This is a genomic window from Actinoplanes sp. NPDC051861 (genome assembly GCF_040681145.1).
In the GTDB taxonomy this organism is placed as follows: domain Bacteria; phylum Actinomycetota; class Actinomycetes; order Mycobacteriales; family Micromonosporaceae; genus Actinoplanes.
On sequence record NZ_JBFAYE010000003.1, the window covers coordinates 174,951 to 198,379 of the forward strand.

The 23,429-nt window shown below is 71.5% G+C and carries 23 protein-coding genes; 9 read left to right on the forward strand and 14 right to left on the reverse strand.

All coding sequences use genetic code 11. The features are described 5' to 3' along the window. Positions 1–210: 210 nt before the first annotated feature. Entirely contained in the window at positions 211–1,083 is an 873-nt protein-coding gene (locus AB0M02_RS11705) for an alpha/beta hydrolase (protein WP_364224848.1), read from the reverse strand. A gap of 62 nt (positions 1,084–1,145) precedes the next feature. Here AB0M02_RS11705 and AB0M02_RS11710 point away from each other — a divergent pair, with 62 nt between their 5' ends. The 6 genes from AB0M02_RS11710 to AB0M02_RS11735 all read left to right on the forward strand — a co-directional run bounded on the left by AB0M02_RS11710 (position 1,146) and on the right by AB0M02_RS11735 (position 7,179). Beyond that, complete coding sequence (locus AB0M02_RS11710) at positions 1,146–2,021, forward strand: dioxygenase (RefSeq protein ID WP_364224850.1); 876 nt, start codon at positions 1,146–1,148, stop codon at positions 2,019–2,021. A 156-nt stretch (positions 2,022–2,177) separates the two neighbouring features. Continuing rightward, the gene (locus AB0M02_RS11715; protein ID WP_364224852.1) at positions 2,178–3,233 is read left to right on the forward strand and encodes a hypothetical protein; all 1,056 of its coding nucleotides are present in this window, start codon (positions 2,178–2,180) and stop codon (positions 3,231–3,233) included. Between the two features lie 10 nt (positions 3,234–3,243). Next, on the forward strand, positions 3,244–4,134 hold the full coding sequence (locus tag AB0M02_RS11720) for a hypothetical protein (RefSeq protein WP_364224854.1): 891 nt from the start codon (positions 3,244–3,246) through the stop codon (positions 4,132–4,134). Further along, the gene (locus AB0M02_RS11725; RefSeq protein WP_364224856.1) at positions 4,131–5,300 is read left to right on the forward strand and encodes a hypothetical protein; all 1,170 of its coding nucleotides are present in this window, start codon (positions 4,131–4,133) and stop codon (positions 5,298–5,300) included. Before AB0M02_RS11720 ends, AB0M02_RS11725 begins: the two co-directional genes overlap by 4 nt. Positions 5,301–5,341: 41 nt before the next feature. Continuing rightward, entirely contained in the window at positions 5,342–5,902 is a 561-nt protein-coding gene (locus AB0M02_RS11730) for a winged helix-turn-helix domain-containing protein (protein WP_364224858.1), read from the forward strand. Next, entirely contained in the window at positions 5,899–7,179 is a 1,281-nt protein-coding gene (locus AB0M02_RS11735) for an MFS transporter (protein WP_364224860.1), read from the forward strand. The genes AB0M02_RS11730 and AB0M02_RS11735 overlap by 4 nt, the downstream gene beginning before the upstream one ends. Positions 7,180–7,184: 5 nt before the next feature. Here AB0M02_RS11735 and AB0M02_RS11740 read toward each other — a convergent pair whose 3' ends face one another. After that, a complete protein-coding gene (locus AB0M02_RS11740) occupies positions 7,185–7,733 on the reverse strand; it encodes a hypothetical protein (RefSeq protein WP_364224862.1) in 549 nt (182 codons plus the stop codon). 128 nt (positions 7,734–7,861) lie between these two features. Between AB0M02_RS11740 and lexA the strand changes: the two genes are divergently transcribed. Beyond that, the gene (gene lexA, locus AB0M02_RS11745) at positions 7,862–8,485 is read left to right on the forward strand and encodes a transcriptional repressor LexA (protein WP_364224864.1); all 624 of its coding nucleotides are present in this window, start codon (positions 7,862–7,864) and stop codon (positions 8,483–8,485) included. A 157-nt stretch (positions 8,486–8,642) separates the two neighbouring features. Then, positions 8,643–9,812, forward strand: coding sequence for an MFS transporter (locus AB0M02_RS11750; RefSeq protein ID WP_364224866.1), 1,170 nt, complete (start codon positions 8,643–8,645; stop codon positions 9,810–9,812). Here AB0M02_RS11750 and AB0M02_RS11755 read toward each other — a convergent pair. From AB0M02_RS11755 to AB0M02_RS11810, 12 genes are read right to left on the reverse strand one after another with little or no spacing between them, the layout of a single operon-like run. Further along, positions 9,809–10,468, reverse strand: a complete 660-nt coding sequence (locus AB0M02_RS11755; RefSeq protein WP_364224868.1) for an SUMF1/EgtB/PvdO family nonheme iron enzyme — start codon at positions 10,466–10,468, stop codon at positions 9,809–9,811. The two genes, AB0M02_RS11750 and AB0M02_RS11755, sit on opposite strands and share 4 nt — an antisense overlap. Then, positions 10,447–11,682, reverse strand: coding sequence for an O-antigen ligase family protein (locus tag AB0M02_RS11760; RefSeq protein WP_364224870.1), 1,236 nt, complete (start codon positions 11,680–11,682; stop codon positions 10,447–10,449). The genes AB0M02_RS11755 and AB0M02_RS11760 overlap by 22 nt, the downstream gene beginning before the upstream one ends. After that, positions 11,679–12,974, reverse strand: coding sequence for an oligosaccharide flippase family protein (locus AB0M02_RS11765; RefSeq protein ID WP_364224872.1), 1,296 nt, complete (start codon positions 12,972–12,974; stop codon positions 11,679–11,681). The genes AB0M02_RS11760 and AB0M02_RS11765 overlap by 4 nt, the downstream gene beginning before the upstream one ends. Then, complete coding sequence (locus tag AB0M02_RS11770; RefSeq protein WP_364224874.1) at positions 12,961–13,632, reverse strand: sugar transferase; 672 nt, start codon at positions 13,630–13,632, stop codon at positions 12,961–12,963. Before AB0M02_RS11770 ends, AB0M02_RS11765 begins: the two co-directional genes overlap by 14 nt. Then, entirely contained in the window at positions 13,629–14,279 is a 651-nt protein-coding gene (locus AB0M02_RS11775; protein WP_364224876.1) for a GNAT family N-acetyltransferase, read from the reverse strand. The genes AB0M02_RS11770 and AB0M02_RS11775 overlap by 4 nt, the downstream gene beginning before the upstream one ends. Continuing rightward, positions 14,272–15,327 carry a DegT/DnrJ/EryC1/StrS family aminotransferase gene (locus AB0M02_RS11780; RefSeq protein ID WP_364224878.1) on the reverse strand — a complete coding sequence of 352 codons (1,056 nt, stop codon included), beginning with the start codon at positions 15,325–15,327 and terminating at the stop codon, positions 14,272–14,274. The genes AB0M02_RS11775 and AB0M02_RS11780 overlap by 8 nt, the downstream gene beginning before the upstream one ends. Beyond that, positions 15,324–16,322 (reverse strand): glycosyltransferase family 2 protein, encoded by a 999-nt coding sequence (locus AB0M02_RS11785; RefSeq protein WP_364224880.1) that lies wholly within the window; start codon positions 16,320–16,322, stop codon positions 15,324–15,326. Before AB0M02_RS11785 ends, AB0M02_RS11780 begins: the two co-directional genes overlap by 4 nt. A 10-nt stretch (positions 16,323–16,332) precedes the next feature. Next, entirely contained in the window at positions 16,333–17,442 is a 1,110-nt protein-coding gene (locus AB0M02_RS11790) for a DegT/DnrJ/EryC1/StrS family aminotransferase (protein WP_364224882.1), read from the reverse strand. Then, positions 17,417–18,385 (reverse strand): transketolase C-terminal domain-containing protein, encoded by a 969-nt coding sequence (locus AB0M02_RS11795; protein WP_364224884.1) that lies wholly within the window; start codon positions 18,383–18,385, stop codon positions 17,417–17,419. The genes AB0M02_RS11790 and AB0M02_RS11795 overlap by 26 nt, the downstream gene beginning before the upstream one ends. Next, on the reverse strand, positions 18,382–19,197 hold the full coding sequence (locus AB0M02_RS11800) for a transketolase (RefSeq protein WP_364224886.1): 816 nt from the start codon (positions 19,195–19,197) through the stop codon (positions 18,382–18,384). Before AB0M02_RS11800 ends, AB0M02_RS11795 begins: the two co-directional genes overlap by 4 nt. A gap of 1 nt (position 19,198) precedes the next feature. Next, positions 19,199–19,954, reverse strand: a complete 756-nt coding sequence (locus AB0M02_RS11805; RefSeq protein WP_364224888.1) for a TylF/MycF/NovP-related O-methyltransferase — start codon at positions 19,952–19,954, stop codon at positions 19,199–19,201. Beyond that, the gene (locus tag AB0M02_RS11810; RefSeq protein ID WP_364224890.1) at positions 19,951–21,378 is read right to left on the reverse strand and encodes a polysaccharide biosynthesis tyrosine autokinase; all 1,428 of its coding nucleotides are present in this window, start codon (positions 21,376–21,378) and stop codon (positions 19,951–19,953) included. Before AB0M02_RS11810 ends, AB0M02_RS11805 begins: the two co-directional genes overlap by 4 nt. Positions 21,379–21,509: 131 nt before the next feature. Here AB0M02_RS11810 and AB0M02_RS11815 point away from each other — a divergent pair, with 131 nt between their 5' ends. Continuing rightward, on the forward strand, positions 21,510–23,357 hold the full coding sequence (locus AB0M02_RS11815; RefSeq protein ID WP_364224892.1) for a polysaccharide biosynthesis protein: 1,848 nt from the start codon (positions 21,510–21,512) through the stop codon (positions 23,355–23,357). The last annotated feature ends 72 nt before the right edge of the window (positions 23,358–23,429 follow it).

Here is a 23,429-nt window from a genome sequence, read left to right on the forward strand (position 1 = left end):
TTCGCGCGCAAGGTGGGCGTTTCCCGCACGGACCGTGAGGTGGTGTCCTCGCACGGACCGCAACGCGGGCGCATCGCCGCGCAGACCGGCTGGCAGCCGTTCCCCGCACGGACCGTGAGGTGGCGTCCTCGCCCGATCCGCGAGCCGGCCATCCCCCACGCACCCCCGGCCCCGGGAACGGACCCGAACAAACTCCAGACCAGCGAACCGTCAGACCTCGAGATCACCGCGCAAAGCAACTGCGAACCCCTTGGGCTCTCCCTCCTGTCCATACTCCCCACCCAGGAACCCGGCGTGGTGGCTCGGGTAGACGGCCACCGGGATGCCGAGGCGTTCGGCGACCGCGCGGCCCGATCGGTGGGCGACCTCGCCCTCCGACTCCGCGCCGACGGCGATGACGATGCGGGTGGAGGCGGCTCGCAGGGCGGGGAGGTCGGGCTCGTAGAGGCAGCAGCTCACCAGGTTCTGACCCAGGAGGACGTCGTTGCGGGAGCCGTCGTCGGTGGTGGGCAGGCCGAAGGTGGCGGGGTCGGGGCCGGGCTGGTCGGCGAAGCCAGCGGGGACCGGGCCCTTCAGGGAGGTGATCTCGATGAACTTGACCATGGCGGGGCCGATGCCGGAGCGCTCGTAGAGGGCGCGGATGTCGTGGACGGCGGCGACGGCGGTCTCGTGGTCGGGGAGGAGGGCGACGGTGGGTGGTTCGTGGGCGACCAGGACGCGGAGCAGGCCGGGGTGGGCGGCGACGAGGGCCAGCGCGTTGACGGCGCCGCCGCTGGTGGCGAAGAGGTCGACCGGGCCGGCGCCGACCGCCTCGATCACCCGGCGGACGTCGTCGGCGTGCTGCTCGGGTGTCGACTCCGGCGCGGGATCGGTGCGGTCGCTGCGGCCCGTGCCGCGCGGGTCGTAGGTCACCACGGTCCGGTCCGTGAAGTGCCCGGCCAGCGTCACGAAGCCGGCCGCGTCCATCGGTGACCCGATCAGCACGAGGATCGGCCTGCCTTCGGCTTGCTGTGCCGGCTCGCGCACGTAATAGCGCAGGACGGCACCGGGAACGTCCAGGGTGTGGGCAACCGGCTCGGTCATGGCTCGACACTAGGCCAGGCGTATGACACTTTTCCGGGAACGATGACGTGGGGAGGCCGGCGATGAGCGACTCCGAACAGGCGGCGCGGGAGCGGGCGCTGGTCGAGGAGGTCGTGGCGTCGTTCGCCGGTGCCGAATCGGAGCGGCTGCGGGAACTGCTCGGTGCGCTGACACGGCACCTGCACGAGTTCGTCCGCGAGACCCGGCTGACCGAGGAGGAGTGGGCGGCGGCGATCGGGTTCCTGACCCGGTGCGGGCACATCACCGACGGGAAGAGGCAGGAGTTCATCCTGCTCAGCGACGTACTCGGTGTCTCGATGCAGATGATCGCCGTCAACAACGAGGCGGTCGGGGACGCCACCGAGGCGACGGTTGTCGGGCCGTTCTTCGTCGAGGGGTCGCCGGAGGTGCCGATCGGCGGGGATCTGGCCGGTGGCGCGGCGGGGGAGCCGTGCTGGGTGGAGGGCACGGTTCGCGACGTCCACGGTGAGCCGGTCGCCGGGGCGCGGATCGAGATCTGGGAGGCGGACGAGGACGGGTTCTACGACGTCCAGTACGCGGACGACCGGGTGGCGGCTCGGGCGCATCTGTTCAGCGACTCGGCGGGGCGGTACTCGTTCTGGGCGGTGCGGCCGACCCCGTACCCGATTCCGGATGACGGCCCGGTCGGTGACCTGCTCAAAGCGACCGGCAGGTCGCCGATGCGCGCCTCGCACCTGCACTTCATGGTCTCCGCCGACGGCCTGCACACGCTCGTCACGCACATTTTTGTCAGGGGGTGCGACTACCTTGCGAGGGACAGCGTCTTCGGCGTGAAGGAGTCGCTCGTCAAGGATTTCGAGGAGCAGGAGCCGGGGAGCCCGGGGCCGGACGGCCGAGCGATCGACGGGCCGTGGTCGCGGACGCGGTTCGACATCGTGCTGGCTCCGGCGCGCTGAGCGGGCGAGAGCTGAGCGGGCGAGAGCTGAGCGAGTAGGGCGCTGAGCGTGAGGCGGCCTGAGTGAAACGGCGCAAAATCCCCGACGGTTGATCGAACCATGTAACAAGGGCGATGTAGGTTACCGACGCCAGGAACGATCAGAGAGGTGCCAATCGTGACGACGTCCGTGGAACGGACACAGCCCGCTCAGACCGGAGCTGTGTCGTTCACCGCGCGCGAGCGCTGGGTGCTGCTGGTCGCCAGTGCGTGGTTGGTCATCGGGTTGCAGTTGGACGCGTACGCTCATGCCACCACTCCGGAGCTGGAGACCTTCTGGACTCCGTGGCACGGCGTGCTGTATTCGGGCATTGCCGCGTCCGGGTTCACGCTGCTCTGGATCATGCGGTCGAGACTGCCTGGCGTCCCCACGTACCAATCGGTGCTGGCCCTGCCGAACGCCTTGCGCATCCCGCTGGCGGGCATGGCGTTTCTCCTGGTCGGCGGGGGTGTCGACACGCTCTGGCACAACGTGTTCGGCATCGAGCGGGACATGGAGATCTTCGTCAGCCCGAGCCACGAGTTCATCATCCTCGGCATGGTGCTGGTCGCCATGGGACCGGCGCTGATGCTCGCCGCGGGTCCCGAGAGCCGGCTGACCGCCGGCGGCGGGTTCCTGGTCGCGGTCTCGACGCTGTTCGCCGCGCTGCCCGTGCACATCTACTCGCTGCACGCGTCGTCGATCGGATTCCGTCACCTGGGCAGTGGGGAGAGCCCGGTGCCGATCTTCTCGCCCGACGCGCAGCTGATCCACGGGTACGTCTTCAGCACGATCCTGCTGCTCCTGCCGTTCATCGTGATCGGCCGCCGCTGGCCACTCCCGATCGGCCTGCCCAGCATTCTGGTCGCGATCATCGCCGTGCTCATGCACCTGATGTTCGACTCCGAGGACGAGTGGTGGCCGGCTCTCACGGTGGCCGGTGCCGCGATCGCGGTCGAGCTCGTGTTCCGCCTCGTGACACCGCTGGTCAAGGTCTCCGCGAACGTGCGCTGGGTGCTGTTCGGCCTGGTCGCGCCGCCGGTGGTGTGGGGCGCGGTGCTGCTGGTCGGCAAGATCGAGGAGGGCAGCACCGGCTTCAACATCCACATGGTCACCGGACTGCTCACGCTTACCGCGCTGACTGGCGTGGCGACCGTGCTCGTCGCCCGCAGCGTCCAGCGCCTGCCAGAGTGACGCTCCCGCTGTGAAGCGCCGCGTCCTCCTGCTGGTCCTGGTGATCAGCGGGATCGTCCTGGGCGCCGCGACCCCGGCCGCCGCGCACGCGGGTGGTCTCACCGCGACGGATTCCCGCGGCCGCGTGGTCTCGGTGACGCCCGCGATCCCCGGCCTGCGGGTGACGGCCATCGAGAACGGTGCCCGCCTCCGCCTGCGCAACGGCACCGGCGCCCCGGTCACCGTCACCGCCGGCGGGAGTACTGTCGCGGCCGGTGAGGAGCTGATCTGGATCGATGAGCGGGCCACGCCGGACGGCCGGGCGGTTCGCGCCGGCGAGACCCTGGAGTGGACCGTCCTGCTGGACGCGAACGGAACGCCGGTCACCGTCACCGGCACGCTGACCGGCGAGGATCCACCGCTCGCGCCTCTCTGGTGGGCGGCGACCGCGCTCACCCTGATCGCCCTGCTCCTGCCGGCCCGCCGGCTCGCCCGCGCCGACCTGCTGCTGGCCGGTGCCGGCTCGATGGCCGCCATCGCCTCGATCAGTCACGTGCTCGGATCGACCCTCGCGGTCGAGTCGGCGCCCCTTCCCGGGACCTTCCTCAGCGCCGCCGGGATCAACCTCCTGGCCTGGCCGCTCCTGATCGGCGGCGCGATCACCGCGCTGCGGGGCCGCCCCGCCGGCGTACTCGCGGTCTGCGCCGGCGCCGCCCTCACCGCGGTCTTCGTCCTGCCGGATGTGACCTCGTTCCATCGCGCCGTGCTGCCGTTCGCCGGCCCGGCCGTCCTCGAGCGCGTGCTCGTCGTCCTGGCCCTCGGCCTCGGTGCGGGCGTCGCCGCGGCGGGCGCCAACGTGCTCCGGCGTCTGGCCGATAAGCGGACCGAAACCGGCGTGACGAATCGAGCCGAGACCCCGTGACCGTTCTGGCACACGGCGTAGGCACCTCCACCGACCTGCCCCTACCACTGGACCTGGTCCTGCAGGCCGGAGCCGCAACCGTCGTCCTGTCCTTCCTGATCTCGGCCTTCTGGTGGCGCAAACCTCGCTTGCACCCCACACCACCACGGGATCTGCCCAACCTCCGATGGCTGCGCCTGCCGATGCTCGCGCTCGCCCTCTACCTCACCGGCAACGCGATCATCGGCACGCGAACCGGCAACCCCGCCGCCCACGCGCTCTTCGTCTGGCTCTGGGTAGGACTGATTCCGATCAGTGTGGTCCTCGGTCCCGTCTGGCGCCCGATCAACCCGCTGCGGACCCTCTTCGACCTGCTGCGCCTGCCCCCGCGCGGCCTGCGCCCGCTACCACCCGGCCGCGGCGCCGGGACGTGGCCGGCCGCCGCGTTTCTCCTGCTCTTCGTCTGGTTCGAGCTGGCGGTGCCCCATCACGGCGATCCGGTTGCGGTCGGTTTATTCCTTTTATCGTACGCGGTGACGCACCTCGCCATGGCCGCCGTCCGAGGCGACGAGTGGTTCGCCCGAGCCGACTGCTTCGAGGTCTACTCCGAGCTGGCCGGCCGCCTGAGCCCGCTTCACTGGCGTACCCCGCTCTCCGGCCTGGTCGCACCCCTGCCCGCCGGCGCCGGACCGGCCGCGTTCCTGGCCGTGTGGTGGGGTTCCACGGTCTTCGACAGCGCCGCCACCGCACCCTGGTGGACCGGCATGCCGCTCCGGACCGCGGGTCTCGTAGCGCTCTGTGCCCTGGTCCTGCTGGCCGTGCGATGGACGTCAGGCCGTCTTGACGTGACCGCCTCCCTGATCCCGATCGCCGTCGCGTACACCCTCGCCCACTACCTGTCCCTGCTGCTGGTGGAGGCCCCGCGGGGCGCCCTCCTGCTGGTCCAGCAGTGGGGCCTCGCCACCGGCGCGACCTGGACCGTCGCCCCGGCTCCCGAACTGATCGCCGGCATCCAGATCGCCCTGATCCTGATCGGGCATGCCATCGGCGTCGTCGTCGCACACGACCGTGCCCTCGCCGCCGATCCGAGCCGGCCGCCGCTAGCCGTCCTGGCAGACGAACTGCCGCTCGTCCTCTTCATGATCACGTGCACCTGGGCCGGCCTGTTCCTGCTCTTCGTGCACTGAAGGGGTTGAGAAGAACTCTTTGCAAAGATACCTTCTCAATCATGCCGGGATCCGAACCTCGCCACCTGACCGACATCGACGCGCTCAAAGCGCTCGCACACCCCCTCCGTCAGCAGATGCTGAACCGCCTGCAGCGCCGCGGCCCGGCCACCTCCGCCGACCTGGCCGGTGAGCTCGGCGCCGATCGTGGTGCGACGAGCTACCACCTGCGGCAGCTCGAGCGGTACGGCTTCATCGAGGAGGACCGGGACCGCTCGGCCGGGCGCCGCCGCTACTGGAAGGCGGTCCTGCAGGACATCCGGCTACCGAGGGGGACCGAGGACTCCGACGTCGCCGCCGCGGCCGAGGCGATCGGCAGGCAGTGGCTGGAACGCTCCGAACGCGACCTCGTCGGCTACCTCGCCGACCGCGCCTCCTACGGCGATTTCGCCACCGCCGCGATGCACTCGTTCGGCGCCACCACGCTGACCGCCGAGGAACTGGCGCAGTTCGGCGAGGAGTACATGGCGTTGCTCAAACGCTGGGACCGCGACCCGCAAACCACGCCCGGCGACAGCCGCCACATCACCGTCGTCTTCCACGCCTTCCCGACGCCGTCATGACCGCGGCGAGAGAGGCTGCCGGCGCCCCGATCCCCGGCGGTCATGCTGAAACGCGCCCGGCGGGGCTGTCGCTCTGGCGGAATCGGGACTTCACCCTTCTCTGGGGTGGCCAGGTCGTCTCCAATCTGGGCGCGGCGATCAGCGGGACCGCGATGCCGCTGCTGGTGCTCTCCATGACCGGTTCGCCCGCCGACGCCGGGCTGGTCGGTGCGGCCGGCACGCTGCCGCACCTGATCGCCAACCTCCCGGCCGGTCCGCTCGTCGACCGCTGGAACCGCCGCCGCATCATGGTCGTGGCCGAGATCGTCGCCGGGCTGACGCTGCTGACCGTGCCGATCGGGCTCTGGACCGGGCTGCTCGGGATCACTCAGCTGTGCCTGGTCGCCTTTGTGCAGGGGCTCTGCTTCGTGTTCTTCGGCCTCGCCGAGCGGGCGGCGCTGCCCCGGATCGTGCCGGTCGCCGTGCTGCCCACGGCGATCGCCCACAACGAGGCGCGCGCCCGGGGTGCGGCGCTGGCCGGGCCACCGGCCGGCGGGCTGATGTTCGGGGTGGACCGGGCGCTGCCGTTCCTCGCCGACGGCGTGTCCTACCTGATCGCCGGGTGCGCGCTGCTGTTCGTCCGCAAGGATCTGCAGGAACAGCCGGCCGGGACCGAACCGCTGTGGCGGGCCGCGGCGACCGGGTTGCGGTGGGTGTGGCGGCATTCTTTCGTACGCGCTGCCGTCCTCCTCCTGGCCGCGAGCAACCTGGTCTTCCAAGCTCTCGTCCTGGTCATCGTCGTGCTGGCGGGTGAGCAGGGTGCCGGTTCCGCAACGATCGGGCTGATGCTCGGTGTCTACAGCGTCGGCGGCCTGCTCGGAGCCCTGGCGGCCACGCGCCTGCACCGTGTCCTCTCCGCCAGGACGATCATCATCGGGATCAACTGGGTCTGGGCCGCGCTGCTGCCGCTGCTGGCGTTCACCACGAACCCGTTCCAGATCGGAGCGATCGGTGCCGCCTGCGCCTTCGTCGGCCCGCTGTGGAACGTCGTCATCCTCACCTACGCCAGCGTCGTGGTCCCCAACGAGCTGCTCGGCCGCGTGATGAGCGCCGGCCAGACCCTGACCTGGGGCGTGATGCCGATCGCCTCCCTCGGTGCGGGCTACCTGCTGACCGCCGTCGGCCCGACCGCCTCTGTCTGGGCCCTCGCCGCCGTCATGCTCGCCGCCGCCCTGGCCGCCACCCTCACCCCGGCCATCCGCACCATGCCCACGCTGACCCCGCCGTCACCGGGCTGAAAGGCTCAGATGATCGCCGGGCCGAAGGTGTCGGCCATCGCGGCCACGCCCAGGCACAGCAGCGGAAACGGACTGCTCTCGTCCACGTCCGCGAGGTCGTGCCACTGCCGCACGACAGGATCAGCCGAGTGCCGGTCCAGCGACCGCGTTCCAGGGTCCGGCACCTGGTGGCCGGCCGCCCGCAGCAACCCCGCCAACCCCTCCTGCTGGCGCCGCACCGCCCGCACGATCTCCCGCATGTGACGATCACGATCGGAGGTCGCGGCGGGCGCGAGTGACCGCGGCCCCGCCAGATCCGGGTCCGGCGGTACCGCGTGATCCGCCACCCACGCCGCCAGTTCCCGCGCCGTGACGATGCGGCCCGGCAGCCGCCCGAGTCCGTGAACGATCAGTGCCGTGGTCTGTACGAGCACCTGATGAACGGGCATGCCGTGCGGCAGGTCGAGGACCGGGTGGGTGGGCGCGAGCAGGATCGCGGCCCGGCGGGTGGCGGCCTGCCACCGGCCGGTGTCGCCGGCGGCGATCAGCTCGGCGTACTCCCAGATGGTCGGCATCGGACGAGTTCACCAGCGGAAACAGGGGTGCGGCAATCCGTCGACGGTCTCTACGGGCGATCCCCCGAACGTGCGGTTTCTCGTCGCGATTAGTACATTTGATCGAAACGTAGGGTAAGGTCCGCTCCATGAGTATCGACAGCGGTGAGGGTCCGTCCCGTCCCGTCACCGCGAGGCAGGAGCGCATCCTCGCCGTGATCCGTGACTCGGTCCGTGACCGCGGCTACCCACCGACCGTCCGGGAGATCGGCGCCGCCGTCGGCCTCGTCTCGCCGTCCTCGGTCTCGCACCACCTGAAGGTGCTGGAGCGGCTCGGCCTGCTGCGCCGCAAGCCGAACGAGTCCCGGGCCGTCGACGTGCGGGAGCGGTCCGCCCCGGCGACGGTGACCGTCCCGGTTCTCGGTGACATCGCGGCCGGCACGCCGATCCTCGCCGAGGAGAACGTGACGGATCACCTGACCGTGGCCCGGGAGATGGTCGGGCACGGCACGTTCTTCGCGCTCAACGTCAAGGGCGACTCGATGATCGACGCCGCGATCTGCGACGGTGACGTCGTGGTGGTGCGCCGCCAGCCGGTCGCCGAGAACGGTGACATCGTGGCCGCGATGATCGACGGCGAGGCGACCGTCAAGGTGCTGCGCCGCCGCTCCGGCCGGGTCGAGCTCGTGCCGCGCAACCCGCTCTACCAGGTCATTCCCGGCGACGACGCGACCGTGCTGGGTCGGGTCGTGTGCGTCATGCGGCGTCTTTGAGTTAGGGTTCCGGCGTGATCCCGGCCGCTGCCTTCGCTCAGTGGATCACGCCTGCCCTGCCGCTGTACGGCAACGATCACGATCGGGCCGACTTCGCTCCCTGACCCGCGACACGCCTCGCCGGTCAGATCCCTTCGTCCTCCGGGAGCGATGTCCCATGCCCTCCGCCGCCACAGTGCTGCGTGCCCCGTACGCAATCCGCCTTCTGCTCTCCAGCCAGATCGGCCGTCTCCCGATGGCCGCCGCCCCGCTCGCCCTGCTGCTCTTCGCCCGTGAACAGTTCAGCCTGGCGCTCGCCGGTCTCGTCGTCGCCGTCTACACCGCGGGCATGGCGGTCAGCGCGCCCCTGCTCGCCCGGGTCGTCGACCGCCGGCGCCAACCGCCGGTTCTGTGGTCCTCGGCCCTGCTCTCCGCCGCCGGCTTCATCGCGGTGGCGTTCGGATCACACGACCTCCCGGCCACCCTGATCGGCGCCGCCCTCGCCGGCCTGGGCACCCCACCGCTGGAGGCCTGCCTCCGCGCCCTCTGGCCCGACCTCGTGCCACCGTCCGTGGTCTCCGCCGCCTACTCCCTGGACATCGCCCTCCAGGAGGTCATCTTCGTGACCGGCCCGCTGGTCACCCTGGCGGCCGTCGGCCTCGCCGGACCGCAGGCCGGACTGATCACCTCGGCCGTCCTCCAGCTGGCCGGCGTCGCCGTCTTCGCCTCCGCCGGGGTCGTGCTGCGGTGGCGCGGTGTCGCCGGTGAGCGCCACTGGGCGGGCCCGCTGCGGGTGGGCCGTTTCGTCGTGATCCTGACCGGCGTGCTCTGCGCGGGCGCGGCGATCGGCAGCCTGCCGGTGGTGGTGACCGGCTACGCCGAGGCCGCCGGTGATCGTTCGCTGAGCGGCTGGCTGCTGGCCGCGCAGGCCACCGGCGCGCTGGTCAGCGGCCTGCTCTACACGCGGGTGAAGCCCGGCGGCCCGGCCCGGTTGCCGCTGCTGGCCGGCGCGCTGGCTCTCGGGTTCGTGCCGCTGCTGCTGGTGCCGGGTCCGGTGGCCATGGGCGTGCTGCTGGCGATCAGCGGGCTGTCGCTCCCGCCGCTGCTCACGGCCGTGTTCCTGGCGGCCGACCGGATGACGCCACCCGGCACGGCGGTGGAGGCCTTCGCCTGGATCATCACGGCGTTCACGGTGGGCAGTGCTCTGGGTGCCGCCCTGACCGGGCCGTTGGTTTCCCAGAGCATGCGTACGGGCTTCGCGTTCGCCCCGCTCGCGGGCCTCCTGGGCGCCGTCGCGATGGCCGTGGCCGTGAGCGGCACCCGGCGAAGCCGAGTCGGGGTGTCCTAGGCGTTTCGCGCCAGCCGGAAGCTGACGTCCTCGATGCGGAGGTCGGGGTGACTGCGCCGCCGCACCGAGGCCCGGCAGCTCCAGTGCTCGTCGAACCAGCCACCGCCGCGCAGAACCCGGTAGTCCCCGTAGACCTCCGCGTCGTACACGTCCCAGCACCAGTCCCAGGCGTTCCCGAGCATGTCGTGGAAGCCCCACCCGTTGGCCGCTTTCCCGCCCACCTCGTGGATCCGCTCGCCGGAGTTGTCCCGGTACCAGGCGATGTCCCCGAGCGCGCCGTAGCGGGGCCCGTCGGTACCGGCCCGGCAGGCGTGTTCCCACTCCGCCTCGGCCGGCAGCCGGTACCCGTCCGCGTCCCGGTCCCACACCACGTCCGACGCGGAACCGATCCGATAGGCGGGCGTCAGCCCCTCGTTCGCGGAGAGCGTGTTGCAGAACCGGACAGCGTCGGACCAGGAGACGGTCTCCACCGGCAGTTCCGCGCCGGGCGCGGTGCTCGGCGATGAACCGGTGACCGCGGCATAGAGGGACTGCGTCACATGGGTGGGGGAGAGACGGAACGTGGACACCGGGACGGACCACTGGCGGGACGTGCGGCGATCATTGAGGACCACCGTGCCGGACGGGACTTCGATCAGGTCGGTACTCGGCTCCACGGATAGGCGATCCTACCCTCGGCCGGCGCACCCGCCGGCGGTGCCGGGCGTACCGCGGCCAGCACCAGCAGGATCCACATCAGGCGGGCGTCGAAGTAGTCGCCGGAGAACAGACATGTCGCGCCGATGAAGATTCCGCAGTAGGCCGCCGCCCGGGCCTCGGGGCTCCGCTCCCTGCGGGGTGCGCGGGAGTACGCGTGCCACAGCCCGAACCACGCCAGTCCCAGGAACGTCAGTCCCACGAACCCGCCCTCGGCCGCCACCGACAGCGGCAGGTTGTGGACGTACCGCTCGCCCTCGCCCAGGTTCGCGATGGCGTGGAAGCCGTTGATGCCGGTGCCCAGCAGCGGCCGCTGCCAGAACAGCCGCAGCGCCCAGGCGAAGAGCACGTCGCGGTCGGACGTGTAGCCCTGTCCGACGGTGGCCTCCACGAAGCGGGACTGGACGAACGAGGCGATCGTCGGGCCGGCGGTGACGGCCAGGACCAGGGACAGCACGGTGAGGACGCCGAGGGGCTTGGCGAGGGCGTCCCAGCGGGGCTTCGGCCGGATGGCCACGAGCGCGATGAACACGGTGATGGCCAGGGCCGCCATGCCGCCCCGGGAGCCGGATGCGATCGCGCCGAACATGAAGCACGGCATCGGCACCAGCCAGCGCAGGCGCGAGCCGCTGCGGACGTAGAGGTACAGCGACGTGATGACGCCCAGCATCATGACGCGGACGAAGACGTTGGGACCGCCGCCGAGTGCCGCCCACCGGCCGCCGGGTGCGTGCCCGCGCCCGGTCGAGGCGGCCAGGAAGTACACCCAGGCCGCCGCGTGGAAGCAGTACAGGGTGATCCGGGTGACATGGTCCCGGTCCCACTTGGCGAGCGTGTAGTAGACGACGACGAGGAACACGACCGCCGCCAGGTCGCCGATCATCGGCCCGACGATCGCGCCGGGCGGTGCCCACGTCGCGGACAGCACCTGGTATCCGTGCAGGCCGACGACCGGCAGCACGCAGTAGCCGCCGGCGGCCGCCCGCGGGCCGATCCGGTGCGCCTCCAGCAGCAGGCAGAGCAGGACACCCAGGAACAGCACCACCCGGACGTCGTTGAGCAGCGGCACCTCGAGGCCGAGGCGGGTCAGGGTGAACCGGCCGGCCAGCGCCGCGATGAACGCCACGACGACCACGAGGCCGGGCCGGGCGGGCTCCGAGGAGAGCGTGGTCATGGCTGTGACGGGCGGAGGGCGCGGGCGACCAGCCGCTCCGAGCACACCCCGAGGATCACCGCGGCGGCGCCGAGGGCGAGCACCGCCGCATAGGCGGTGGCCACCACCAGGGACAGCAGGTGGGTGAACAGCACCTGCGCGGCGAGGCAGCCGAGCAGCACCCGGCTGACCACCGGGGTGTCGAGCAGCGCGTCCAGCGTCGGCCGGGCGGCGTAGAACACCGCGAGGGGTATCGCGGCCAGCACGCCCACGCGCAGCACGCCGGTCGCCTCCGTGAACTCCGGTCCCAGGAAGCCGCGGACCAGGACCGGCGCCGCCAGGGCGAACAGCGCCGCCGCCGCGGTGGCCAGGGCGGCGGCGAAGAACGGCAGCACGGTGAGCATCCGCAGTGTGGCGCCGTCCTCGCCGGGCCGGTGGAACAGGCGGCTGAGCCGGGGCAGCAGCACCGGCGTGAGCATCCCGAAGAACGAGCAGATCAGGGTGACGGCCGAGGTGGCGAAGCCGGCGTATCCCGCGTCGGGGCCGCCGGGCCGGGCGGCGGCGACGGCGAACGTGGGGTAGGTGAAGAGCGCGGGCAGCGCCATGTCTCCCGGTAGCCTGCGTACACCGTACGAAAAAAGGGTGCGCAGGGTGGGCTCTGAGGTCTGGTGTGGCGCCGGCTTGGCCGGCCTCTGCCGGCGGACCGTTGCCGCGCCCCAGACCGCGACCATCGCCGTGCCCGCGCCCTGCATGATGAGGAAGTCATCGATCCGATCGGCGAGCGGGAACGCGATGATCGGGATGAGGCCCAGGCCGACCGCCGAGATCGTGTTGGAGCGCGCGACCTGGTGTGTGCCGCGCAGTGCGGCGGCGGCGAGCGTGCAGAGGCAGTTGCCGGTGAGCATGACCAGCACCGCGCCGACCGCGCCGTAACCGCTGAGGCCGAGCAGTCTGGCCAGCCACGGGCTGAGTGCGACGCCGGCCAGGACGAACACCGCGGTCACCCCGGCCTGGGCGAGGAAGGTGCGGCGGGCGAGGCTTTCGGTGCCCTCATGGGTACGCGGCAGATAGCGCTGCAGAGCCTGCCCCAACCCCACGGTGACCAGCGGCTGGAAGCTGCTCACCACCCCGCGGGCGATCTGGTAGTACGCGAACCCGTCGACGCTGCCCCGCCGCGCGACCAGGTGGAAGAGGTAGAGACCGGAACCCAGCACGAACCATTGCGCCAGCAGCGTTCCGGCGTAGTCGCGCCGGACGGCGGCCGGGACGTTCCGCAGCAGCGACCCGAATGTCCGCCGGTCACCGCCGGACATTCGCCAGGTCGAGGGGTACCACGCGGTGCAGCAGGTCCGGCACGCGCCGGTAGCCGAGCAGGGCGAGCGCGGTGAGCCCCAGGATCTCCAGATCGGTGCGCATGCCGCGGCGCTCCACATAGGCGAGCCCGAGTGCGATCTTCCCGGGCCGGATCAGCTCGTCGTACGCGCGATCGACGTCGTCGTGCCCGGCCAGGATCGCGCCCTCGTCGGCGAAGACGATCGACGACCAGTCGGTGATCCCGGGCCGTACGTCGAGCAGCCGCATCTCGTCCGAGGAATAGCGCCGCACGTCGGAGGCGACCTGTGGCCGAGGCCCGACCAGGCTCATGTCCCCGGCGAGGACGTTGACCAGCTGCGGCAGCTCGTCCAGCTTCCACCGGCGCAGGAACCGCCCGGTACGCGTGAGCCGCGGATCGTCGTCGGCGGTCGACGGCCCGCCGAGTCGCGCCGCGTCCACCACCATGCTGCGGAACTTGAGCATCGGGAACGGGCGGCCGTACCTGCCGACGCGGGTGCCCCGGTAGAGGACCGGCCCGCCGTCCTCCCGCTTGATCCGCCACGCGACGACGGCAGCGGCCGGGCTCGCCGCGGTGATCGCGACCGCCGCGACGGCGATGTCCATCGCGCGTTTGAGCACTTCGTAGCGTGCCGTCATCCTCGCAGCGTAGCCAGCGAAGATCGTCCCGGTGGGCAGATCGGGTAGACGTAGACGCGCGACCGGGCGCCCCGGTGTATCGAGGTCCGGCCGCGCAGGACGGCCCCGGATTTCTCGTAGAAGCCGTGCGCGCGCTGCTGCTGTTCGCCGGTGACGACCTTGACCGTGCTCTCGCCGTGCTCGGAGAACCAGTGCATGAGATGCGTGAAGAGCTTCCCGGCGACGCCCCGGCCGCGCAGCGACGGCACCACCACGAAGTTGATGATCTCCGCCCGGGGCAGTCCGTGCGCCGGCCCGGTGGGATAGAGGACCGTCTCCAGCAGGCGGAACGCCCGTCTCGGGTTCAGCATCCGGGGGATGAGCAGCGGCACCGCGAGCGGCCAGCGCCGGGTCACGAACTCCTTGAACAGCGCGGAGGTGTCCGGTGAGCCGCAGATGTAGCCCAGGGGCTCGCCGGTCGGGACGGCTTCGGCGACGTAGAGGACGCCGAGCCGGCTGGTGGCGAGATGCCGGTAGAGCAGCCGCAGGACCGGTTCTCCCAGGGACGACAGGAAACCGTCCGGGACCTCGGTGGCGTGCAGGTGTGCGACGGCCGCGACCTGGGCCCGGGTGAACGGCCGGCCGACGATGCGGAATTGCTCAGGCATGGACGGCCGCCCGAAGCTCGATGAAGCGGGTGTTCCGGAAGATGTCGGGAAGGGGCGTGGTCGCCCGCACCGGCAGCGTGACCACATGTTCAGCCGCCCACTCGGCAACCGGGCACGACCCGGTGACATACCCGGCGGCTGCCAGGTCGGTCCCGCGCAGAGGATGTACGGGAGACACGAACCAGTCGCCCAGCTCGATACCCGCCGCGGCCGCCTCCCGCAGCGTCCGCTCCTTGTCCGCGACCACCACCGGGATACGAAGCGGCAGGTCAGCGGCGGCGTGCTGGACACCCCGGCGGGTCAGCTCGGTGTGATAGGCGGCCGCCACCCGGCGACGAAGCGCGATCTCGTCCCGGCTCGCCGCGATCCGGGCCGGCAGCCGCCACCGCACGGTCCGGCTCATCCGCCAGCCGTACTCCGGGCTGGTCGAGGGATCCGGTGCGTAGGAGCCGACCACCACGCCCATCCCGGCCAGCCGCCGGTAGAGCGAGCGCAGCCGCCAGACGAGGCCGGTGCCCGCCGCCAGCCGGAACGCCAGGTACTCCGCGGTCATCAGCGCCTCACGCTTCGGCGGCGGCGAGGCGAGCCGGTCGTAGCGGATGCGCATCTCCGCGGCCAGCCCCGGATCGTGCACCACCGCCGTCCCGCCGACGCCGGCCACCACCGGTTTGCCCCACTCGTAGGAGTAGAACGCGGCGACACTGCGCTCGTCGTCGACGGTTCCGGCGGTCAGGTGCGCGCGGTCCTCGATGATCGGCACGCCGCCCGGCATCCGGTCCAGCGGCGCCGGGATGCCGAACGTGTGCTGCACGATCACGGCCCGGGTGCGCGCGGTGACCGCGTCGCGGATCCGGTCCGGGTCCGGCCCGAACGTCTCCCGGTCGATGTCGGCGTACACCGGCCGCACCCCGAGGCGCATCAGCGGTTCCACGACGGCGGCGCACGTGTAGGCCTGCACCACGACCTCGTCGCCGGGCCGCACGCCGAGTCCCTCGAGGATCGCGTGCAGGGCGACCCGCCCGCGGTAGTAGTGCAGGACCTCGTTCATCGTTGCCTCTCCAGCAGGGCGCGGATCGATCCGGCGCCGTAGAGCACGTGCGTGGTGAGGAAGACCGCGGGCAACGCGAGCATCAGGCCCGGGTCACGCTGCTGCCGCGCGGTGCGCATGCTGAAGGCAAGAGCGGAGATTGCGTACGCGCAAAGCACTCCCGCCGTTGCCCGGCGTGCCGTCCGGCTCACCGGCGACAGCGCCGCGCCCGTCGCCACGGACAGCACGAACCCCATCGGCACGACGTTGCGCCACGAGCCGATCCACCGCCCGACCGACCGGCTCGCCTTGAACGGCCAGTACCCCGCCTCGACGGTCCACGAGCAGAACTCCCGGAAGTCGCTGCGCGCGTAGTAGGTGCAGGTGATCTCGGGTACCAGCAGGATCTGGCCGCCCGCCCGGCGCAGCCGCTGGTTGAACTCGCGGTCCTGCGCGCGGGTGAGGTGCTCGTCGAAGAGGCCGATCCGCTCGAAGACCGACCGCCGGTAGCAGCCGCCGAAGACCGTGTCGACCCACTGCGGCCCGGCCGCGCCGGTCCGGTACTTCGAGTTGCCGGCACCGAAGACGCTCGTCGTGGAGTGCGCGATGGCCCGGCCCAGCAGGGTGTCGTCGCGTGCCCGGGACAGCCGCACCCCGCCCACGTTGTCCGCGCCCGGGTTCTCCACCAGCGCGCGGACGCAGCGTTCCAGGTAGTCCGGCGGGTACTCGGCGTGCACGTCGAGCCGGATGATCACGTCGCCCTTGGCGACCCGGATGCCCCGGTTCAGCGCGGCCGGCTTGCTGTGACCGGGGTTGTCGATCAGGCGCAGCCGGGGGTCGCGGATCGCGTGGTGCCGGGCGATCTCCCGGGTGCCGTCTGCGCTCATCCCGTCCACGAGCAGCACTTCCATCCGGTCCGCCGGATAGGTGTTGCCGAGCACCGAGTCGAGGAAGCCCTCGATGAAGCGGGCCTCGTTCCAGCAGGGGATCACGACGGTCAGGAAGGGCAGTTCCACGGCGTCCTCCTCAGGCACCGAAGAACCGGCGGACGCTGTCCGACACGTGCTCGACCTGCCAGTCCTCCAGCTCGGGGTGCATCGGCAGCGAGAGCACCCGGCGGCACAGCGCCTCGGTGCGTGGCAGGCTCCAGTGCGAAAGGTCCAGGCCGCGCTGGTGGTGCAGCGGCACCGGCCAGGAGATCAGCACCTCGACGCCGTCCGCGTTCAGGTGCTCGACGAGCCGGTCCCGGGCGTCGGTGGTGACCGGGTAGTTCTGGAACACGTCGCGGCGGCGGCTGTCCGAGTCCGGCCCGACCGGGATCTCGAGGCCGGGCACGTCGTGGAGCCGTTCGTCGTACATCCGGGCGAGGTGCCGGCGGCGCTCGATCCAGCCCGGCAGCTGAGCGAGCCGCCAGTCCAGGATCGCGGCCTGCAGGTTGTCGAGCCGGCAGTTGTAGCCCCAGCCGTCGATCTCCGCCTTGCCGACCCGGCCGTGGTCGCGCAGCCGCATCAGCCGCTCGGCGAGCTCCTCGTCGCCGGTCAGCACCGCGCCCGCGTCGCCGAGCGCGCCGAGCAGCTTCGCCGGGTAGAACGAGTACGTGCTGGCCAGGCCGAACGTACCGGCGGTCTGCCCGTCGACGGTGGCGCCGAGAGCCTGCGCGGCGTCCTCCACGACCACCGCGCCGGCGTGGTCGGCCACCTTGGTCACCTCGGCCATGTCGACGGTCCGGCCGTTCAGGTGCACCGGGATGATCACCCGGGTGCGGTCGGTGACCCGCTCGGCGAGCTGCCCGGTGTCCATCAGGTGGTCGTCGCCGATGTCGACGAGGACCGGGGTGGCGCCGCGCAGCACGAACGGCGAGATCGTCGCGATGAAGGTGTGCGCCACGGTCACCACCTCGTCGCCCGGCCCGACGTCCAGGGCGTGCGCCAGCAGCCGCAGCCCGTCGGTGCAGTTGCTCACCCCGACCGCGCGGGCCGAGCCGGTGAACCGGGCCAGGTGCTCCTCGAAGTCGCGCAGCTGCTGCCGCAGCATGAGGTCGCCGCGGGCGATGGTGTCCTCGATGATCGGCAGAAGCTCGGGCCGCTGCCGCTGCCACTGCTCGGGATAGTCAACGAACCTGACTCGCCAGTCCACGGTGTGCCTCCAGCCGGGTTTGTCGTTCCTGCAGATGAGTACTGATGCGCCGGCTGATCGATTCGGGGTCGAGGCCGAAGGCGCCGCGCAGGTAGTCCTGGTCCCCGACGACCGACGACGACTGGGCCGGCAGCGCGATCCGGATCAGCGGGACGGCCGCGGCGGCCTCGGCCAGGACCTCGGCCACGGCGCTGCCCAGCCCGCCGACGATCGAGTGCTCCTCGACCGTCGCGATCGCCGCGTACCGGGTCGCCGCCTCCCGGATCGCGGCCGTGTCGAACGGGTCCAGCCAGGGGAACGAGCGCACGTCGGCCCGGATCCCGTCGCGGCCCAGCAGCTCGGCGGCCCGGCAGGTCACGTCGAGGATCGCGCCGGTGCTGCAGAGCAGGACCTCGCCGCCCTCGCCCAGCGGGATCGACGTGCCGCGCGGCGCGTGCACGGCCGCGGCGTGCACGGCCGGCTCACCGGTCTTGCCCAGCCGCAGATACGCCGGGCCGCCGGCGGTCAGCAGGTCGTCGAGCACCGCGGCGGTCTCGGCCGGGTCGCCGGGCGCCGCGACCGCCATCCCGGGCAGGGCCCGCATGACGGCCAGATCCTCGGTGGCGTGGTGCGACATGCCGAGGGCCCCGTACGCCAGCCCGCCGCCGACCGCCACCACCGTCACGTCGGCCCGGTGGTAGCAGATGTCGTTGCGGATCTGCTCCAGGCAGCGCAGCGTGGGGAAGTTCGCGATCGAGTACGTGAAGACCCGGGCGCCGCCGAGCGCGATACCGGCCGCCAGCCCGGCCATGTTCTGCTCGGCCACCCCGGCATTGAGGAACTGCCCCGGCCGGGCCGCGACGAACTCGTCCACCGCGCCGAACCCCAGATCGGCGGTGATCAGCACCAGGTCGGGATCGACCAGGGCGGCGGTCAGCAGCCCGGCGAAGAAGCGGTTCCTCATCGCGCGCCCACCTCCTCCAGGGCCCGCTCCAACTCCTCGGCCGACGGCGGCCGGTAGTGCCAGAGCACCCGGTTCTCCATGAACGAGACGCCCTTGCCCTTGACCGTCCGCGCGAGCACACAGCGGGGCTTGCCGGGTTCGGCGCCGCGCGGAACGTCGAGGGCGCCGGTCAGCGCGCCGTGGTCGTGGCCGTCCACCTCGGCGACGTCCCAGCCGAACGAGCGCCACTTGTCCGCGAACGGCTCGAGGCGCAGCGTCTCCTCGCAGGTGCCGAGCGACTGCATGTTGTTCCAGTCGACGACCGCGACCAGGCCGGCCAGCTCGTGGTGCCCGGCGAACATGGCCGCCTCCCAGACGCTGCCCTCGTCGCACTCGCCGTCGCCGAGCAGCACGTACGTGCGCCACGGCCGGCCGGTCTGCCGGGCGCGCCAGGCCATCCCCGCGCCGACCGGCAGGCCGTGCCCGAGCGACCCGGTGGAGAACTCGACACCCGGTATCCCGACGTGGCTGACGTGCCCGGACAGGTAGGAGCCGTTCTGGTAGTGCCGGTGCAGCACCGCCTCGTCGAAGAAGCCGCGCTCGGCGAGGACCGCGTACAGGGCGGCGCCGGCGTGACCCTTGCTCATGACGAAGCGGTCCCGGTCGGGCCACCGCGGATCGGCCGGGTCGACCCTCAGCACGCCGGTGTAGAGGACGGCGAGCACGTCGGCGCAGGAGAGCGCGGAGCCGACGTGTGAGCTGCGGCCGCTGCTGGTCATCCGCAGGACGTGGGCGCGTACGGCACGCGCGGTCGACTCCGACGCGGTCTCCACGTCACATCACCGCGTATCCGATGTACGGGTCGAACTCGAACCGCCGCAGGCTCAGGTTGTTCAGGCCCACCTCGTCCAGGACGGCGGACGTCTCGCCGGGCCAGAGCGGGTTGTCGAGTTCGTCGAAGGCGAGCACCGCACCGCGCGGCAGCCGGGGCAGCAGGTGGCGCAGCGCGACGGCGGTCGGCTCGTACAGGTCGAGGTCGAGGAAGAGCAGGCTGATCACCAGGTGCGGGTGGTCGGCCACGAACTTCGGGACGGTCTCGGTGACGTCGCCCCGGATCAGCCGGGCCTTGGGCAGGTGGCCGAGGAAGCGGTCGGTGTCGTAGACCTCCAGCAGCCGGGTCAGCTCGTCGTAGCTGTCCGAGGCCAGGTCGCCGGCGCGCACCTCGGTGGACTCCGGGCGGTCCCGGCCGGTGACCGAGGGGAAGCCGCCGAACGAGTCGAAGCCGTAGATCCGCCGGGTCAGGTTGGTCGGCTCCAGGGCCGCGCTGAGCTGCGCGAACGTCATGAAACTGGCGCCGCGGAACACGCCGCACTCGACGATCGAGCCCTTCACCGGCAGGGCCAGCTTGAACAGCTCGTAGAGAGCGGCGAACCTGGTCACCTGGGCTCGGCGGGCGTACCGGGCCATGTTCGCCAACCTCGTGGGCAGGTCGTCCGTACTCCCGGAGAAGATCTCCGCGATGGCACCCGGAACTCGCCGCTCGGCCTCGGTCTGCAGCGCGCCCGGCGCGGTCTTCCGCTCGGTGTTCACCACGCTGCTCCGATCAGCTCACGGGACCACCACTTCGGCTTGAAGCCCGGGCGGCGCTGCGCCGGGGTCCTGGGGGAGACGTACTCGTCGAAGTGCGACGCCTCGGCGCCCTTGCGCGGGACCATGTTCAGCACGCAGCCGAGCAGCGTCGCGTTGACCCCGTTCAGCGCGCGCACGGCGGCGGTGACCTGCACACCGGTGGTCCGGCTGAACCGGACGACCAGCAGGACGCCGTCGGCGCGGGCCGCGACCACCTCGCCGTCGGTGACCGGCAGCAGCGGCGGGCAGTCGAAGATGACCACGTCGAAGCGGCGGCGGACCTCGTCCACCACCTCGGTCATTCGCGGCGAGCTGAGCAGCTCGCTCGGGTTGGGCGGGGGATGACCTCCGGCCAGCAGCCACAGGCCGGCGCCCCACGGCTGGATCACCTCGTCGACGGTGGCGGTGCCGGTCAGCACGGTGCTCAGACCGGCGGAGCTCTCCCGCCCCAGGAAGGTAGCCAGCCTCGGGTGCCGCAGTTCGGCGTCGACGACCAGGACCCGCCGGCCGGTCTCGGCGAACAGCAGGGCCAGGCTGCACGCCGTCGCCGAGCGGCCCTCGCCGGGAACGGCGCTGGTCACCGCGAGGGTCTTCAGCGAGGCGCCGGCCGCGGCGGACTGCAGCAGCGTGCGGACCTGGCGCAGCGCCTCGGTGCGGGCGGAGCGGCTCTCCGAGACGAACGGGCCGGGCCCGGTCGGCGCGCGGCGGTCGGCCGGCACCCGGGCCAGGACCGGTGCGCACGCCAGGGCCTGGAGGGCGTCGGCGTTGCGTACGGTGGCGTCGGAGACCTCGCGCAGCACGGCCGAACCGGCGCCGACGATCACTCCGGCCATCAGCGCCAGGGCGAAGTTGTCCAGCGGCCTCGGCGCGACCGGGTCCTCCTCCAGCTGGGGGCCGTTGACGATCTCCACACGGACCGCCGGTGCCGCCGGGTTCTCCTCGTCTCCGGTCGTCATCTCCAGGTCCTCGACCACCCGCTCGAACTGCCGGGCGACGTTCGTGACCAGCTCCATCGCGCCGTCGCGGGTGGTGTCCTCCGCGATCACCTGCAGCATCACCGTGTCGGCGATGGGCTCGGCGCTGATCCGGTCCCGCAGGTCGTCGGGGGACAGGTTCACCGCGCCCTCGGTGATGAGCGGAGTGATGATCTCGTCGCTGTCGAGCAGTTCGGCATACGTGGCCATCCGGCTGGTGGAGAACATCGTGCCGGGGTAGAGGTCGGCGACCACCTCGGACGGGGTGGAGAAGAAGAACATCACCCGGGCCGCGTACATCGGTGTGGTTCGCATGTTCACCACCTGAGCGACGCCGAGCGCGAGGAGGATCGAGGCCGCGACCAGCCACCAATGTCTCTTGGCGACACGGAGATAATCGCCTAGGCCCATGCAGACCTCCCCGTTACGTGGCCATTGCCACGATATGGCGCCATCCACCTCCGAGTGCCGCAATCCCAAAAGTCCCGTTTATCTGTAAATACGCTGATAAACTGGCCGCCACCGGCGTCTGGAGGTCTGCGGTGGTCTCGTGGGACGACCTGCGAGCGCGCACGAAGCGCCATCGCCGACTGCTCCCGCTCGTCGTGGACGGCGCCGCCTGGGCGGCCGGGCTGTTCGCCGCGGTACTGACCCGTCACGGCACCGAACTCAACCGTGACCGGATCGCCGGCATGGTCGCGGCGGTGCTGCTCGCCGTGGTCCTGCAGGCGGCTGTCGGGCACACCCGGCACCTCTACCGCGGCCGTTACCGGTACGCGAGCTTTGACGAGGTACGGGCGGTCGCCGCCACCGCCGCGGCCACCGGTGCGGGACTCCTCGCGGTCGACATGCTGCTGTCCCGGCACCCGGTTCCGGCGAGCGCACCGGTCGTGGGCGGGGCGGTGGCGCTCCTGCTGATGTTGGGAGTTCGGTACGCCGTACGCTCGCACTGGTCTCGCTCTCAGCGACCCGACGCACGGACCGCGACCCCCGTCCTGCTCTTCGGTGCCGGCCATGCCGGCGCCCTGCTCGTCCGCTCGATGCTGCACGACCGCGGTGGCCGGTACCTCCCGGTCGGGCTGATCGACGACGACCCGGACAAGCGGCGGCTGCACCTCTCCGGCGTGCCCGTGCTGGGCTCGCGCCTCGACATCCCCGCCGTGCTGGACCGGACCGGTGCGACCACGCTGGTCTTCGCGGTCGCCAACGCCGACGCCGAACTGGTCCGCGACATCCGCGACCGCACCGTCGCGGCCGGGGCCAACTTCCAGGTGGTGCCGTCGGTGAGCGAGCTGATGGACCACCCGGTGGCGGTCGACGACATCCGCGACGTGCAGGTGACCGACCTGCTCGGCCGGCACCAGATCGAGACCGACCTGCGGGCCATCGCCGGATATCTGACCGGCAAGCGGGTCCTGGTCACCGGCGCCGGCGGGTCGATAGGCTCGGAGCTGTGCCGGCAGATCCACCACTTCCACCCGGCCGAGCTGATGATGCTGGACCGCGACGAGACGGCACTTCAGGCCGTCCAGCTGTCGCTCGACCCGCTCGGCCGCATCGACGATCCGTCGGTGATCCTGGCGGACCTGCGCGACGCGGCCCACGTCCGGGCGATCTTCTCCGCGCGGCGCCCGGAGGTGGTGTTCCACGCGGCCGCCCTCAAGCACCTGGCGCTGCTGCAGCGGTTCCCGGGCGAGGCGGTGAAGACGAACGTTCTCGGAACGCTCAACGTGCTGGACGCCGCAGTCAACGTCTCCCGATTTGTCAACATATCTACGGATAAAGCGGCGGATCCGACGAGCGTTTTAGGGTACGCGAAGCGCGTCACCGAGAGGCTCACGGCGTGGACGGCCGGTCGTCGGCCGGGGACGTTCCTGTCGGTCCGGTTCGGGAACGTGCTGGGTAGCCGGGGTTCCGTGTTCACCACGTTCAGCGCGCAGATCGCCGAGGGTGGACCGGTGACGGTGACTCACCCCGATGTGAGTCGATATTTCATGACAACTCAGGAAGCGGTGCACCTGGTGATCCAGGCCGCCGCCATCGGCCGCGACGGGGAAGCCCTCGTCCTGGAGATGGGCGAACCGGTCCGGATCGCCGAGGTGGCGCGGCAGATGGCCCAGCTGGCGCCGGCCCCGGTGACGATTCGCTACACAGGCCTGCGCCCCGGCGAGAAGCTGACCGAGACACTGTTCGGCGCCGACGAGGTCGACCACCGCCCCTTCCACCCCCTGATCTCCCACGTCGAGGTCCCCCCGCTCGACGCCGCCGCCGCCCGCAACCTCAACCCCGACGCCCCACCGGACGACGTCATAACCCAGCTAGCCACCCTGTCCACCACCCCCCTCCCGTGTGAAGTTCGGCCCCCCTCCACACCCCAACTCCACACCTGACGCAGTAGCACGTCGCGTGTGGAGTTCGGCCCTCCTGCGCACCTCAACTCCACACGTGACGTCGCGCGCGTT

Coding starts and splice junctions, on each gene's coding strand:
- AB0M02_RS11775 (WP_364224876.1), bottom strand. CDS start 14,279: ATGCCTGAGCAATTCCGCATCGTCGGCCGGCCGTTCACCCGGGCCCAG.
- AB0M02_RS11770 (WP_364224874.1), bottom strand. CDS start 13,632: ATGACGGCACGCTACGAAGTGCTCAAACGCGCGATGGACATCGCCGTC.
- AB0M02_RS11760 (WP_364224870.1), bottom strand. CDS start 11,682: ATGACCACGCTCTCCTCGGAGCCCGCCCGGCCCGGCCTCGTGGTCGTC.
- AB0M02_RS11795 (WP_364224884.1), bottom strand. CDS start 18,385: ATGAGGAACCGCTTCTTCGCCGGGCTGCTGACCGCCGCCCTGGTCGAT.
- AB0M02_RS11735 (WP_364224860.1), top strand. CDS start 5,899: ATGACCGCGGCGAGAGAGGCTGCCGGCGCCCCGATCCCCGGCGGTCAT.
- AB0M02_RS11710 (WP_364224850.1), top strand. CDS start 1,146: ATGAGCGACTCCGAACAGGCGGCGCGGGAGCGGGCGCTGGTCGAGGAG.
- AB0M02_RS11810 (WP_364224890.1), bottom strand. CDS start 21,378: ATGGGCCTAGGCGATTATCTCCGTGTCGCCAAGAGACATTGGTGGCTG.
- AB0M02_RS11730 (WP_364224858.1), top strand. CDS start 5,342: ATGCCGGGATCCGAACCTCGCCACCTGACCGACATCGACGCGCTCAAA.
- AB0M02_RS11705 (WP_364224848.1), bottom strand. CDS start 1,083: ATGACCGAGCCGGTTGCCCACACCCTGGACGTTCCCGGTGCCGTCCTG.
- AB0M02_RS11780 (WP_364224878.1), bottom strand. CDS start 15,327: ATGAACGAGGTCCTGCACTACTACCGCGGGCGGGTCGCCCTGCACGCG.
- AB0M02_RS11765 (WP_364224872.1), bottom strand. CDS start 12,974: ATGTCCGGCGGTGACCGGCGGACATTCGGGTCGCTGCTGCGGAACGTC.
- lexA (WP_364224864.1), top strand. CDS start 7,862: ATGAGTATCGACAGCGGTGAGGGTCCGTCCCGTCCCGTCACCGCGAGG.
- AB0M02_RS11740 (WP_364224862.1), bottom strand. CDS start 7,733: ATGCCGACCATCTGGGAGTACGCCGAGCTGATCGCCGCCGGCGACACC.
- AB0M02_RS11750 (WP_364224866.1), top strand. CDS start 8,643: ATGCCCTCCGCCGCCACAGTGCTGCGTGCCCCGTACGCAATCCGCCTT.